Below are 15,289 nucleotides of genomic sequence, written 5' to 3' on the forward strand. Positions count from 1 at the left end.
TTTTCCACCGCACTTTCTAGCTGATTAATATCGCCTTTTCACAAAATAACTTCTATATCAAAGGGTTATTTACCATTCTCAACCCATTTTCCGTCAATATAGTCAGCACGCCATTTGGTGGCTTTACCATTTTTTTCAGAAGTAATATATTGACGTTTTTCCTTACGGCTAAAGCGAACAATGGCTTCATTACCTTCAGGATCTTTCTGTGGTGCATCGGCTAAATATTGCAATTTTTCAGGCAGACGATCACGATATTGCGCCAATTCAGCTACTTTAGCTGCGCGAGTTTCACGAGATTTCGGGAAATTATGCGCAGACATAAACACGCCACTTGCGCCATCACGCAATACAAAATACGCATCAGAATTTTCACATTTTAGCTCTGGGAAATGTACTGGCTCTTCTTTTGGTGGTGCAACTTCGCCATTTTTTAAGATTTTGCGCGTGTTATCACATTGGGTACAAGCCATATATTTGCCAAAACGCCCCAATTTTAAGTGCATATCTGCGCCGCACTTATCACATTCCACCACTGGGCCGTCATAACCTTTAATCTTAAACTCGCCTTGCTCCACCACATAGCCATCACAATTTGGATTATTTCCGCATACATAAAGTTTTCTTTGTGGATCAATAATATAACTATCCATTGCCGTACCACATTTCGGGCAGCGCTTACGATCCATTAGGGCTTTGGTTTCAGAAGCTTCGTCCAACACATTTAATAATTCCGCTTCTGGAATTAAATTTATTGTCGTTTTGCACCGCTCTTTTGGTGGTAAGGCATAGCCTGAACAGCCTAAGAATACGCCTGTACTTGCAGTACGAATCGCCATTGGACGGCCACAAGTTGGGCATTTAATATCGGTTAGCACAAGGCTATTTGGCTTCATTCCGCCCTCTAGCTCATCTAATTCGGCTTGGCTAAGCTGTGCAGAAAAATCTTTAAAGAATTGATTTAATTCCGCTTTCCAATTTTTTTCACCGTTGGCAATTTGGTCTAGCACATCTTCCATATTGGCGGTGAAATCATAATTCATTAAATCGGTGAAAGATTGGTTAAGGCGATCGGTAACAATCTCCCCCATTTTTTCCGCATAAAAACGGCGATTTTCCACCCGCACATAACCACGATCTTGAATGGTGGAAATGATCGCGGCATAAGTAGAAGGGCGACCAATTCCGCGTTTTTCCAGCTCTTTTACCAGTGCCGCTTCAGTAAAGCGCGCAGGTGGTTTAGTGAAATGTTGCTGTGGGATTACTTCTTTTAAATTTAGCTGATCGTTCACCACAACGGCTGGAAGCACTTGATCTTCTGCACTTTTACTCATTGGCGGTAACACTTTTGTCCAACCGTCAAAACGCAAAATACGCCCTTTGGCTTTCAGACTATAATCGCCTGCCGTTACCGTGAGCGTTGAGCTGTCATATTGGGCTGCCGGCATTTGGCAAGCCACAAATTGACGCCAAATGAGATCATATAAACGCACCGCATCTTTTTCCATTCCTTGTAGATCTGCAGCCAATACACGCACATCAGAAGGACGAATAGCTTCGTGCGCCTCTTGCGCATTTTCTTTACTGGAATAAAAATTCGGTTTGCTCGGTAAATAACTGTCGCCATAATGTGAACCGATATAATCACGCACCATATTTAAGGCATCTTGACTTAAGTTGGTGCTATCAGTACGCATATAGGTGATATAGCCCGCTTCGTAGAGGCGTTGAGCAAGCATCATTGTTTTTTTCACGCCAAAATTTAACCTTGTGCTTGCTGTTTGTTGCAAGGTTGAGGTGATAAAAGGCGCTTTCGGTTTTGAGCTAGTCGGTTTGGTTTCTAAATCAGAAACGATATAATCGGATTTTTGTAAAAAATCCACCGCACTTTGCGCTTGTTGCGCATTCTTCGGCTCAAATTTTTTCCCTTTAAAACTGGTTACATCAAGACGCAAGCCGATTTTCTGTGCGGTTTCCGTTTGCACCGCCACTTCCCAATATTCTTCAGGTTGGAAAGCTTTGATCTCACGCTCGCGTTCTACTAATAATTTCACCGCAACCGATTGCACACGCCCTGCTGATAGACCGCGCGCCACTTTCTTCCATAATAATGGCGATACCATAAAGCCCACCACGCGATCAAGAAAACGGCGTGTTTGTTGGGCATTAACACGATCCATATTGAGATGTTCTGGGTGTTCAAAGGCTTGAGTGATGGCATTTTTGGTGATCTCGTTGAATACCACGCGGCTAAAGCGATCATCATCACCACCAATCACTTCACGCAAATGCCAAGCAATGGCTTCCCCTTCTCTATCCAAATCGGTAGCGAGATAAATATGATCCGCTTTTTTCGCCAGCGATTTGAGTTCCGCCACCACTTTTTCTTTACCCGGTAAAATTTGGTAATTGGCTTTCCAATCGTGATAAGGATCGATCCCCATACGCTTCACCAAGGCATTACGTTCTTTTTCTTGCTTAATGGCTTGCTTTTCTTCGGGGCTTAATCCTTTGGTAGAAATTGCCTTGGCTTTTTCACCAGTACTCATTCCAGCGGTAGGTAAATCGCAAATATGCCCTACGCTGGATTTCACTATATAATCCTTTCCTAAATACTTATTAATGGTTTTCGCCTTGGCTGGCGACTCCACAATCACTAAAGATTTACTCATCTTTTTCTTTACCTAATTTCTGCTAACTTGTGTAAAATTGCCCGATATATTGCGGACTATCTGTGGATTGGTCAATCATTTTTTTAAAAAAGGAAGAATAAATGGATAAACTCAATGCAATTTCTGTCTTTTGTAAAGTGGTGGAAACGCAAAGTTTTACCCAAACCGCTATACAGCAAAATATCTCCGTAGCAATGGCGAGTAAGCTAGTTTCACAACTGGAAGAACAGCTGAAAACCCGCTTGTTGCAGCGCACCACTAGAAAGATTGTGCCAACTGAAGCGGGGCTGCTTTATTACCAACGTTGCCAGCCTATTCTGGCAGAATTACAAGATGCCGAAGCCAGTATCAGCAATCTTGCTAGTGCATTACAAGGCAAGCTACATATTTCCGTGCCGCGTGATTTTGGCTTGCGTTTTATTGCGCCTAATTTGGGCTTATTCTTACACGCCAATCCTGATCTTGAAGTGGACATTGAATTTAACGATCGTTTAGTGGATTTAATCACCGAAGGCTTTGATCTCGCTTTACGCATTGGCAATTTGCAGGACAGTTCGCTGGTGGCGAAAAAAATTGCAAGTTCAACAATGCACATTGTGGGATCGCCCGATTATTTCGCTAAAAAGGGTATTCCACAAACGCCAGAAGAACTCTATCAACACAAAATAATGCTGTATAAATCCAATAATAATCAAGTATTTTGGGAATTTATCAACGGTACAAGAATTGAGCGCTTGCGTGTACAGGCTGATGTTATGTGCAACAGTGGCTTGGCTTTGGCAGAACTGGCAAAATCAGGGCTTGGCATTGTGAATTTACCACGTTTTCTGATCGAAAATGAATTAGCTTCAGGGGAATTAGTGGAAGTGCTGGCTGACTATCCGCAACATCAAATTGATATGAATATTGTCTATCCCCACCGCCGTCATTTGGCGGCGAAAGTGAAAGCCTTTGTGGACTTTTTAAGCCAGCTTGGGTTATGCCAAGAAACCGCTAGCAATAAATAGAAAAAATAATAGAAATAAAAAGAAACAAAAAGTGCGGTGCAATTTTTAAAAATTTTCCCCTTCTATTTACATAAAAGGGGAAAATAATTTTTAGCGTAACGTTCCGCAGTTAATACAGTATAAATACTGCCCTTTTGGATCGTTAAATTGGCTCAGTTGGTTGAGCTGTTGTTTTACTTCATTAAATGGTTTTGCCAAGCCAAGCGCACTGAATAATTGCTGTTGCGCGCCTTTGCCAAAGCTTTTCACTAAGGCATCAAGCATAGAATCATTGCGTTCAATTAACCATTCCACACTAAATTCTTCCGCACTTTGCTCGTTTTGTTTTGCTTTAGCTAATTCCTTTGCTTTTTCCACCGCACGATCAAAATCGCCTAGCTCGTCCACCAATTTATTTTGCAAGGCTTCCGATCCCAACCATACTTGACCTTGTGCGATTTTATCCACGTCTGTTTTAGCTAGCTGACGGCCTTTGCTGACAAGCGAAAGGAATTTATCGTAACCATGTTCAATTTCCAGTTGATAAAGATCACTTTTTACTTTTGAGATGCCACCAAAAGAAGACTGCTGACTTAATGGTGAAGTAGCCACGCCATCAGCATTCACGCCAATTTCTGCTACGGCTTTCTCAAAGGTTGGGAACATTGCAAAAATACCGATAGATCCCGTAATGGTATCCGCATCAGCTAAAATATAATCTGCCGTGCTAGAAATCCAATAACCACCTGAAGCGGCCATTGCCCCCATTGACACCACCACTGGCTTGCCTGCTTGCTGTAAATGCACAATTTCCTGACGGATAATTTCTGACGCAAAGGCACTGCCACCGGGGCTATTTACACGCAAAATCACGGCTTTGATTTTTTCATCTTCATAAGCCTGACGCAGCAATGTAGCAATCGTATCACCGCCAACACCATTGTCATCGGTTTCACCGTCAATAATTGCACCCTCGACATTGACCACCGCAATGCGTGTTTTACCTTCCCCTTCAATGCGATCAGGTAAATCTGCCAAATAGCGATCAAATGGCAACAATTTTGCTTTTCCCTCTGCATTTTTGCCAAAAGTGCGGTGAGTTTTGTTCTAAAGTAAAACGATCGGCAAGTTGCGTCACAAATTTTTGCTGTTGGGCATAAGCCGTCAAATCGCCATTTAATGCTTTCAAATTCGCAAAATATTGCTCCGCTTCAGGCAATACATTATCAACAGGGATTTGGCGATTGTTTGCGATCAGCGTTTTATAATCCGTCCACATTGTGCTTAACCAACGTTGCATATTGGCTCTGGCTTCTGCCGACATATCATTACGCAAAAACGGCTCAACGGCAGATTTATACGTGCCTACACGGAAAATATGTGGCGTGATTTTTAGCTTGTCGAGCAAATCTTTGTAATACAGGTTTTCCAATGCCAAGCCTTGAATTTCCACCGCACCAATCGGGTTGAGATAAATTTCATCGGCATAGCTCGCGAGTACATATTGTTTTTGCGTATAGCTATCCGCATAAGCAATCACCGGCTTACCACTTTGCTTAAACTGATTAATCGCCTTGCCCACATATTTAATCGCAGGCAAATCAGCGCCTTCAAAACGATTCAGATCTAACACCAAGCCTTTTATGCGTGGGTCATTCACCGCAGATCGAATGCTATACACCAAATCAAAGGTAGAAATTTGACGCGGCACATACTGAGAATCCACTTCTTTCAACAAATCTTGCAAAGAGTGAATTTCTTCACGATTATCCGCTAAATATCCATCTAAATTGAGCAATAACGCGCCTTCATCTGCGCCCAGTGGCGCTTGGGTTTCTTTATTTGCATTTGTGAACAAACTCACCACCGTAAAAAGAAACAACACAAAAACAAGAAAGACTAAATTCATCACAACATTGCGCACAAAATTTAATCCTCGCCACAGCATAGAGCCTAGTTTCATCAGCGATTTCATAGATTTCCTTATTTTTTGATTTTATTTGAGAGGCGTATCATAAACAGATTAATACCCAAATGCGAATAATTCTTTCCAGAATGACTGTTTTTATCCGCTTTGAGCTGTTTTCTCGATCTGGATCGCAAAACTCACCAAAAATCACCGCACTTCAAAAGGTTTTGCTATGGTTTCTCTCACCACAAGGAGAATCCAATGTTAAATTTATTCAAACGCCCGATCGAAGTCGAAACCTTAGAAGCTTGGGCAAAATGGTAGAAGATATTGCCAAAGTTGCGATACTTGCAGTCCCCGTGATAATATTTGGTCAGAATGGAATACTATTTAAAATTATGAGTAGTCTTACATTAATGTTTGTTATTTATGCCACTCTCGTTGCTGGAAAGTTGCTTAGAAAACACAAATCCCAGCTATCAAAGGAGGATTAAATGGAACTCACCATTGGATTACTTGTTCTTTTAGGGATTGTTCTGGCTTTTTAGCTGCCATTAACCACACCATAAAACAAGCTGAAAAAGAAGATAAAAAAAACTAATTCCAGATACGAAGGAGGGCTAAATGGAGCTTACTATTGGATTATTAGTTTTATTGGCTGTAGTTTTAGCTTTTGGTGCTGGCATTAATCACGCAGCAAAAGAAGCCGATAAAGAGAGTAAAAAGAACTAATTACATAAGCCCCCGATATAAGGGGCTTTTCTATATCATCTATAAGACCAAAAACTATGCTATAATCCACCGCACTTTTCATAACAAAAATGATCACAAAAGGACTGATTATGGACGCTTTAACCCTACTCACTTCACGCCGTTCTAACAAGAAACTCTTTGCGCCTGCGCCAAACCAAGCACAACTTGAACAGATTTTCCAAGCCGCATTGCACGTCCCTGATCACGGTAGATTGCAACCTTATCGCTTTGTAGTGATTGAAAAAGACGGTTTAAACAAACTTGGCGGCTTATTAAAAAGTGCCGTACAAGAACTTAACCTTGGTGAAGAGCGGTTGAAAAAAGCGGAAAATTTACCGAATCGCGCGCCAATGATCATTGCCGTGATTGCAAAAATCCAAAAAGATATTGCTAAAGTCCCTGCTTGGGAACAAATGCTTACCGCAGGTTGCGCCACTTACGCAATGCAACTTGCCGCCAATGCACAAGGCTTTGACAATGTATGGGTAACTGGCCCTTGGGTTGATGGCTCTGAGTTACGCCAAGCGCTACAATGTGATCAAAACGATAAAGTGGTCGCTTTTATTATGCTAGGCACAGGGAAAGAAAAAGCCAGCCGTGAGCCTAAGCAAATCGATCTAGCAAATTTTGTGAGTTATTTATAATGTATTAGAAAAAATGACAAAAAAATCACCGCACTTATAAATTGATAAAATGCGGTGATTCCATTTACTTCCTAAACACTCTCACATTCCCAAACCCATTTTCTTTTAAATAAAGGGCTTGGAGTTTGCTCATTACGCCGCGTTCGCAGTAAAGGACGTAATTTTTGCTTTGGTCTAAGTCTGGGAATACAGTAGAAAGTTTATAGAATGGGATTAAACGCACTTCCTGCCCTGCCAGTTCTAACGGATTTTCGTCTGTTTCTTCGGGGCTACGGATGTCGATGACGATGTCATTTTCGCCTAATACGGAAATGGTGTCCACTTCCACCACGTCTTTTTCCGTTTGTTCTGCAATTTGGCGAATGTCTAAATATTGCGCATGCGCATTTTGCACCGCACTTTCTAATACGCTGAAATCAAAATGATTTTCTTCGCTAAGAATTTTTTCTCGCACTGCTTTAACCGTTGGATTTTTTGAAATCACGCCACAAAATTCTGGCATTGATTTCGCAATATCGTCTGTGCCAATTTCTTTTGCCATTGCAATAATTTGTTCTTTATCGTGGGTGATAAGTGGACGCAACACAAGGGCATTGGCAGCTTCATCAATCAGGCGTAAATTGGTGAGGGTTTGGCTGGAAACTTGACCGAGTGCTTCGCCCGTAACAATGGCTTGAATGCCAAAACGTTCTGCCACTTTGCTTGCAGCGCGCACCATCATTCGTTTTAACACTACGCCCATTTGGCCATTGTCAATTTTTTCTAAAATCTCTGCCACCACAGGCTCAAAATTAATCGCCACAAAACGTACTTTGTGCGAGCCACTAAAGCGATTCCAAATGTGATACGCCATTTGTTTTACGCCGATTTCGTGTGCCGCACCACCTAGATTAAAGAAGCAATAATGCACGCGCGAGCCGCGGCGAATCAGCATATAACTGGATACGCCCGAATCAAAGCCACCCGAGATAAGCGAAAGCACATCTTCTTGCGTGCCAATAGGATAACCACCCAGCCCTGTATGACGTGCTTTCACCAACATCATTTTGTCGTCTTCAATATCAATGCGAACAGTAACATCAGGTTTGCTGAGCTTCACTTTCGCGCTGGCGATATGTTGATTTAAGCCACCGCCGACATAGCGTTCCACATCAAGAGAAGAGAAATCGTGCTTGCCTTTACGTTTTACACGCACACAAAAGGTTTTGTTTTCAAGGAGATGTGCCACATCTTGCAAGGTTTGTTGGAAAATATCTTGCACGCTGTTGAACGGTTTTTCTTCCACTTCAAGAAAATGATGAATACCAGGGATTCGTCCTAATAATTCAATTAATAAGGCACGATTTTCCGCATTTTTTGACCGCACTTCGATATAATCCCAGTGCTTCACCACGGCCACTGTGTCGTCATATTTATTCAAAATATTGCGAATATTCCCTGTCAAAATTTTAATAAAGCGCGTACGCACGCTTTCGCTTTTAATCATAATTTCAGGGAAAAGTTTAATAATAAATTTCATTGGAATACTTCTGTTTTAAGCAAAAAAATTGGGCGGTATTGTACAACATCTTTTGCAAATCCCCAATTTTTCTCGTCCACTGCTCTCGCCTGTTTTGGGGCTAAATAAGGGAAACAAAAGTGCGGTGCTTTTTTCTGAGATTTTTTTGCGTAACAATCTTGCTATAGGCTTTAACAAGTCCATAAAAATACAGTACAATGTGGCATTTATTTAGCTTGAACTTAGGAAAACAATGGCACGCAAACCTACCACAGACGAAAACAGCTTAGATTTTGAAACCACCTTAACCCAATTAGAAAGCATTGTTGCTCGTTTAGAAAGTGGCGAATTGCCTTTAGAACAGGCGTTAAAGGATTTTGAAAGCGGAATTAAGCTGGCGCAATTAGGTCAAGCGCGTTTACAACAAGCGGAACAGCGCATTCAAATTTTGCTTTCTAAAAGCGATAAAGCAGAATTAAGCGACTATCAAAACAACGAATAAGCAACCCAATAACTAAGCCACTGCTATGTACCAATTTGCACAGGATTTACAACAATTTCAACAGCGGATTAATCAATTTCTCGAACACCAATTTGAGCAAATTGACACGCAACCCTCTTCCCTAGCGGAAGCGATGAAATATGCGCTTTTATTGGGTGGAAAGCGTGTTCGTCCGTTTTTGGTTTATGCCACAGGCAGAATGTTAGGGGCAGAACTCGTGCATTTGGATTATGCCGCCGCAGGCATTGAAGCGATTCACGCTTATTCTTTAGTTCACGATGATTTGCCTGCAATGGATAACGATGCTCTACGCCGTGGACACCCCACTTGCCATATTGCCTTTGATGAAGCCACCGCCATTTTGGCTGGTGATGCGCTGCAAGCCTTTGCTTTTGAATTACTGAGCCAAACGCCAAATTTATCTGCCGAACAACGCCTTGCTTTGGTAGCGGAATTGGCAAAAGCCTCTGGCGTGCAAGGAATGTGTTTGGGGCAAAGCCTTGATTTGCAAGCTGAGCATCAACAAGTCAGCCTTGCGGAATTGGAAAGAATTCATCGCAACAAAACAGGCGCGTTGCTACGCTGTGCATTAAAAATGGGCTTTCTTTGTTCACCGCATTTTGCCGACAAACAACTTTGCCAACAGCTTGAACGCTATGCCGATGCCATTGGGCTGGCGTTCCAAGTGCAAGATGATATTTTAGATATTGAAGGCGAAAGTGCTGTGATCGGTAAAACCGTGGGTGCGGATTTAGCCGCAGATAAAAGCACTTACCCAAAATTGCTCGGCTTGCAAGGGGCGAAAGAAAAAGCGCAAGAACTTCATCAACAAGCCCTTGATGCTTTGGCCAAATTACCTTTTGATAGCTCGCCATTAAAGGCATTGAGCGAGTTTATTGTAACAAGAAAAAATTAATATATTGGACACCGCCTAAGCCTTTTATTATTAAAGTGCGGTCGAAATTTAACCCTTTTTTGGATTTGATTAACAATGGAAAAATATCCTCTTTTATCACTGATTAATTCACCGGACGATTTGCGTCTTTTAAATAAAGATCAACTTCCCCAACTTTGTAATGAATTACGCGGATATTTGTTGGAGAGTGTTAGTCAAAGTAGCGGCCATTTGGCTTCTGGCTTAGGCACGGTAGAACTCACCGTTGCCTTGCATTATGTGTTCAACACGCCATTCGATCAGCTCATTTGGGACGTGGGGCATCAAGCCTATCCGCATAAAATTCTCACTGGACGCCGTGATAAAATGTCTACCATTCGCCAAAAAAACGGGCTTCACCCTTTCCCGTGGCGTGATGAAAGCGAATTTGATGTATTAAGTGTGGGACATTCTTCCACTTCTATTAGTGCTGGGCTTGGCATTGCCGTGGCAGCCGAAAAAGAGAACGCAGGGCGCAAAACGGTTTGTGTGATTGGCGATGGCGCAATCACCGCGGGAATGGCCTTTGAAGCGCTCAATCACGCTGGCGCATTGCACACCGATATGCTGGTGATTCTCAATGATAACGAAATGTCTATTTCAGAAAATGTGGGCGCGCTGAACAACTATCTGGCCCGCTTGTTTTCTGGTTCTTTCTATTCCACCTTGCGCGAGGGCGGCAAAAAAATTCTCTCCGGCGTGCCACCGATTAAAGAATTTGTGAAAAAGACTGAAGAACACGTTAAAGGCTTCGTTTCACCAATTGGCACAATGTTTGAAGAACTAGGCTTTAACTATATCGGCCCTATTGATGGCCATAACGTGGACGAATTAATTAGCACGTTAAAAAATATGAGCAGTCTGAAAGGGCCACAATTCTTGCATATTAAAACCAAAAAAGGCAAAGGCTATGCCCCTGCGGAACAAGATCCAATCGGCTTCCACGGTGTGCCGAAATTCGATCCCACAAGCGGAAAATTGCCAAAATCCACCACCCCAACCTATTCGCAAATTTTTGGCAACTGGCTATGTGAAATGGCAGAGCAAGATCCGAAATTAATCGGCATCACCCCTGCGATGCGTGAAGGTTCAGGAATGGTTGAATTTTCCAACCGCTTTCCACAACAATATTTTGATGTTGCCATTGCCGAACAGCACGCTGTTACCTTTGCCGCAGGCTTAGCAATTGCCGAGTTTAAACCTGTGGTAGCCATTTATTCCACCTTCTTACAGCGTGCCTACGATCAAGTGATTCACGATGTCGCCATTCAAAATCTGCCTGTACTATTTGCCATCGACCGTGCTGGCGTGGTGGGGACAGACGGACAAACCCACCAAGGTGCGTTCGACATTAGCTTTATGCGCTGTATTCCAAATTTAGTGATTATGACCCCAAGCGATGAAAATGAATGTCGCCAAATGCTTTATACCGGCTATCAATGCGGTAAACCTGCCGCCGTGCGCTATCCGCGTGGCAATGCCATTGGTGTAGAGCTTGAACCATTAGCAATGCTACCTCTCGGCAAGGGGAAAGTACTGCGCGAAGGGGAAAAGATCGCCATTTTAAATTTCGGCACACTATTACCAAACGCCAAAGCCGTAGCCGAAAAATTAAACGCCACCCTTGTGGATATGCGATTTGTTAAACCGATTGATGAAGCGTTAATTTTGCAACTGGCTGAAAACCATTCATTATTAGTTACACTCGAAGAAAACGCTATTCAAGGCGGTGCAGGCAGTGCCGTGGCAGAAGTGCTAAACTAAATTCTCAGCCAAAAACCACCGCACTTTTACAATTAGGTCTGCCAGATTTCTTCATTCCACAAGGCACACAACAAGAAATTTTGGCAGATTTAAAACTAGACGCACAAGGTATTGAAGAGCAAATCACTACTTTTTGCAAAAAGTAAAAATTAAAATTTTGTGAACTATTTCCTGCCTCGCTAGTCTTAGTAAATGCTAGTGCACTGCAAATTGCAGTTGTCTTTTTCAAACTAATTTCTTATTTAAGACCTCTCCGCCACTTGTTTTTAATGTGGCGGTTTTTTTATGGATAAAATTTGCTAAAAAAACCACCGCACTTATCTTTATAGCAAGTTATCAACTTGCCATATTTTTCTTTTCTTCCAATTCTTCCCAACGGGCAAAAGCTTGTTCTAACGCTTGTTCCGCATCGGCAAGCTGTTGCAGTTTGTCCGCTGTATATTGATGATCTTGCTGAAAGAAATTCGGATCGGACACCTCCGCTTGATTGAAGTGCGGTGATTTTTTCTTCCAAATCTTCCAATTTTTGTGGCAATTGCTCTAGCTCTCGTTGCTCATTATAAGAAAGTTTCACAGGGCGATTTTTCACGGGTTTGTGAGAAACTTTGCTCATTTCCACCGGCACTTTCCGCTTGTTTTTCTTTCGCTTTTTTCTCTTTGGCTTGCTCCGCTTCTTTCAAAGCAAACACATTGGCTTGTTGCTGTTTCGCATCGTGGAAACCGCCCACATATTTATTGATCACGCCATTGCCTTCAAAGATGTAGCATTCAGTCGCCGTGTTATCAATAAATTGACGATCGTGGCTCACAATCAGCAACGTGCCTTGATAATCTGCCAGCAATTCTTCCAATAATTCTAGGGTTTCCACATCAAGATCATTGGTCGGTTCGTCCAAAATCAGCAAATTATTGGGTTTGAGCAATAATTTTGCCAATAATAAGCGATTGCGCTCACCGCCAGAAAGGGCTTTGACTGGTACCATTGCGCGCTTAGGTGGAAATAAGAAATCTTGCAAATAGCCTAAAACGTGGCGTTTTACGCCATTGACTTCAATATCCTGCTTACCGTCCGCCACGTTATCCATCACAGTTTTTTCAGGATCGAGATCAGCACGATATTGATCGAAATAAGCAATTTCTAATTTTGTACCGCATTTAATGCGTCCTGATGTAGGCTGAATTTCGCCTAACAGCAATTTTATCAAGGTGGTTTTACCGATCCCATTTGCCCCGACTAAGGCAATTTTATCGCCACGCAAAATGGTGGTTGAAAAATGCGAAATCAGTTTTTTCCCAACAATTTCATAGCTTACATCTTCCACTTCAAAGACGATTTTGCCTGAACGGGTGGAATTATCCACTTGCAACTTGGCGCTACCCTGCACATCTCTACGCTGACGGCGTTCTTCACGCAAAGCTTTCAAGGCTCGCACTCGCCCTTCATTACGGGTTCTCCGCGCTTTAATCCCTTGGCGAATCCACACTTCTTCTTGCGCTAATTTTTTATCGAACAGCTCGTTTTGTAGGGCTTCTACACGCAGATTTTCTTCTTTTTCAATGAGATATTTCGCATAATCACCGGGGTACGACACCAATTTGCCCCGATCGAGATCAACGATACGGGTGGCCATTTTGCTGATAAAAGCACGATCGTGAGAAATAAAGATGATCGAACCAGCAAAACTCAGCAGGAAATTTTCTAGCCATTCAATTGCATCAACATCAAGGTGGTTAGTGGGTTCATCAAGCAACAATACGTCTGGATCGCATACCAAAGCGCGTGCCAATGCTGCCTTACGCAGCCAGCCGCCTGATAAATCCGCCAATTGCATATTTGGCTCAAGCCCTAATTTCATTAGGGTTTCACGGATTTTATTTTCAAACCGCCAACCATCAGCGTGTTCAAGTTGGGCTTGAATTTCCGCCAAACGATTTAGCATGCTTTCGCTATATTCTTGTTCGAGCAAATCCGAAGTGCGGTGATATTCTTTTAATAAATCGGCCAAATGGGCAATGCCTTCCGCCACATAATCAAATACATTGCCTTGTGCATTGCGTGGAGGATCTTGTTCGAGGCGCGAGATCACCAGATCACGCTCAAATTGCAGGCGACCATCGTCCATCACCATTTCACCTGCTAAAATTTTCATTAAGGTAGATTTGCCTACCCCATTACGCCCCACCAAGCAAACGCGCTCGCCAGCTTCAATGTATAAATCCGTGTGATCTAACAAGGGGTGATCACTAAAAGAAAGATAACCGTTAGTTAAACTAATTAACGCCACACTTTGTCCTTATCTCAAAAAAATTTTGTGGATTTTAACAGGTTTATGAAAGGGTTTATAGAGGGGTAAAAAAGAGAAATCCCCTATTAATTAGGGGATCAAATTAGAGAGAGACAATTTCTTCAAAGGTTTGTGGCGAGCGCTCAATCATCTTCAAGAGTAATGCGGCTTGTTTATTTGGCGTGGTTTTGCCTTGTTCCCAACCTTGATAAGTGCGTACGCTCATTCTCAATTTCTTAGCAAAACCGATTGTGATAGATTAAGTTTTTCACGGATAGACTTCACTTCATTCGCGCTTATTTCGCCCATTTCCGCTGGAAAGTCACGCTCAATGGTTTTGAGGGTGGTTTTACCTTGTTGATAATCAAGGTAAGCATTCAATCCCTCAATAATTTCATTTGCAATGTTCCGTTCCATTATTCCTCCTTAATATGCTTAATAAGTGCGAAATCGCTTTTATTTCTTCCGGAGCTAAATCATCTTTCTGTTTCTTACTATAAGCAGTAATCATCAAAAAATGACATTGGCGACTAAGCCAGTAATAAATCACTCTTGCACCGCCTCTTTTCCTTTGTTACGCTTTTCATCCGAAATACGGATTTTTCTTACACCGCCCGAACCTTGAATCAAATCCCCCTTTTCTGGATTTGCCAATAATTCATTTTGCAAAACAAAATATTCATCATCAGTCATTAACGCTTTTCGATAGCGTTCAAAAGGAGGCAATTCAATAAAAACCGCTTTCATAGTTTCTCCAATAAAACTCAGAAAATTATACGCGAGAAGCGTATAGGAAGTAAAGTTTTCCTAAAATATCCATATTTATTCCAAAAACGGTTTTAACGCCACCACACAACGTTCTACCACCTCGTCAAATGTTCCTTCAATATCAATATGAATGACATCTGGCTCATCAGCTTGTGGGGTTTCTAAGGTATCGAATTGGCTTTTGAGCATTTCTGTTTTCATATAATGCCCTTTGCGATTTTTCATTCGCTCTAATACCAAATCAAAGCTGCCTTCTAAAAACAGAAATTTCACGCTTTCGTTGCCATCGCGAATTTGATCGCGGTATTTTTTCTTCAATGCAGAACAAACAATAATCCCTTGTTCGCTTTTTTGTTCTAGACTGAATGCCGCATCACGGATACGCTCAAGCCAAGGGGCGCGATCTTCATCATTAAGTGGCTGCCCATTGCCCATTTTAATGATATTAGCTCTCGGGTGGAGATCGTCCCCATCAATTAATTTTAACCCTAAACGGCGACAAACCTCCGTACCTACCGAAGTTTTTCCTGTGCTAGAAACGCCCATTAAGATAAAACTTTTGCCTTTTGTTTTT

The 15,289-nt window shown here is 42.2% G+C and carries 11 protein-coding genes and 3 pseudogenes; 6 read left to right on the forward strand and 8 right to left on the reverse strand.

Annotated elements, in window-relative coordinates; translation table 11 throughout:
• Positions 1-65: 65 nt before the first annotated feature.
• Positions 66-2,672, reverse strand: a complete 2,607-nt coding sequence (gene topA, locus C3Z13_RS02505) for a type I DNA topoisomerase (RefSeq protein ID WP_103854905.1) — start codon at positions 2,670-2,672, stop codon at positions 66-68.
• Between the two features lie 101 nt (positions 2,673-2,773).
• Between topA and C3Z13_RS02510 the strand changes: the two genes are divergently transcribed.
• Complete coding sequence (locus C3Z13_RS02510; RefSeq protein WP_103854906.1) at positions 2,774-3,679, forward strand: LysR family transcriptional regulator; 906 nt, start codon at positions 2,774-2,776, stop codon at positions 3,677-3,679.
• Between the two features lie 90 nt (positions 3,680-3,769).
• Here the strand turns inward: C3Z13_RS02510 and sppA are convergent.
• Positions 3,770-5,624, reverse strand: a pseudogene (gene sppA / locus C3Z13_RS02515) (signal peptide peptidase SppA).
• Positions 5,625-5,713: 89 nt separating this feature from the next.
• Between sppA and C3Z13_RS02520 the strand changes: the two are divergent.
• Entirely contained in the window at positions 5,714-6,061 is a 348-nt protein-coding gene (locus C3Z13_RS02520; protein ID WP_245872508.1) for a hypothetical protein, read from the forward strand.
• A gap of 348 nt (positions 6,062-6,409) precedes the next feature.
• A complete protein-coding gene (locus tag C3Z13_RS02525; RefSeq protein ID WP_103854907.1) occupies positions 6,410-6,964 on the forward strand; it encodes an NAD(P)H nitroreductase in 555 nt (184 codons plus the stop codon).
• 64 nt (positions 6,965-7,028) lie between these two features.
• Here C3Z13_RS02525 and thiI read toward each other — a convergent pair whose 3' ends face one another.
• Positions 7,029-8,483, reverse strand: a complete 1,455-nt coding sequence (gene thiI, locus C3Z13_RS02530) for a tRNA uracil 4-sulfurtransferase ThiI (RefSeq protein WP_103854908.1) — start codon at positions 8,481-8,483, stop codon at positions 7,029-7,031.
• Positions 8,484-8,715: 232 nt separating this feature from the next.
• Between thiI and xseB the strand changes: the two genes are divergently transcribed.
• From xseB to dxs, 3 genes and pseudogenes are all read left to right on the forward strand, one after another.
• A complete protein-coding gene (xseB, locus tag C3Z13_RS02535; protein WP_103852912.1) occupies positions 8,716-8,964 on the forward strand; it encodes an exodeoxyribonuclease VII small subunit in 249 nt (82 codons plus the stop codon).
• Positions 8,965-8,989: 25 nt separating this feature from the next.
• Complete coding sequence (gene ispA, locus C3Z13_RS02540; RefSeq protein ID WP_103854909.1) at positions 8,990-9,880, forward strand: (2E,6E)-farnesyl diphosphate synthase; 891 nt, start codon at positions 8,990-8,992, stop codon at positions 9,878-9,880.
• 75 nt (positions 9,881-9,955) lie between these two features.
• Positions 9,956-11,808: pseudogene (gene dxs, locus C3Z13_RS02545) on the forward strand (1-deoxy-D-xylulose-5-phosphate synthase).
• Between the two features lie 190 nt (positions 11,809-11,998).
• On the opposite strand, the pseudogene C3Z13_RS02550 reads toward dxs, so the two are convergent.
• The 5 genes and pseudogenes from C3Z13_RS02550 to C3Z13_RS02565 all read right to left on the reverse strand — a co-directional run.
• Positions 11,999-13,947, reverse strand: a pseudogene (locus tag C3Z13_RS02550) (ABC transporter ATP-binding protein).
• Positions 13,948-14,050: 103 nt separating this feature from the next.
• Entirely contained in the window at positions 14,051-14,173 is a 123-nt protein-coding gene (locus tag C3Z13_RS12825) for a helix-turn-helix domain-containing protein (protein WP_342750334.1), read from the reverse strand.
• A gap of 2 nt (positions 14,174-14,175) precedes the next feature.
• A complete protein-coding gene (locus tag C3Z13_RS12830) occupies positions 14,176-14,364 on the reverse strand; it encodes a hypothetical protein (protein WP_342750335.1) in 189 nt (62 codons plus the stop codon).
• Between the two features lie 129 nt (positions 14,365-14,493).
• Positions 14,494-14,694: an addiction module toxin RelE gene (locus tag C3Z13_RS12080; RefSeq protein ID WP_245872509.1), complete on the reverse strand. Its 201-nt coding sequence runs from the start codon at positions 14,692-14,694 to the stop codon at positions 14,494-14,496.
• A 75-nt stretch (positions 14,695-14,769) separates the two neighbouring features.
• On the reverse strand, positions 14,770-15,289 hold a 520-nt coding region (locus tag C3Z13_RS02565), incomplete at its 5' end, for a gluconokinase (protein ID WP_245872510.1).

The sequence above is a fragment of the Avibacterium endocarditidis genome, assembly GCF_002921145.1.
Taxonomy (GTDB): domain Bacteria; phylum Pseudomonadota; class Gammaproteobacteria; order Enterobacterales; family Pasteurellaceae; genus Avibacterium; species Avibacterium endocarditidis.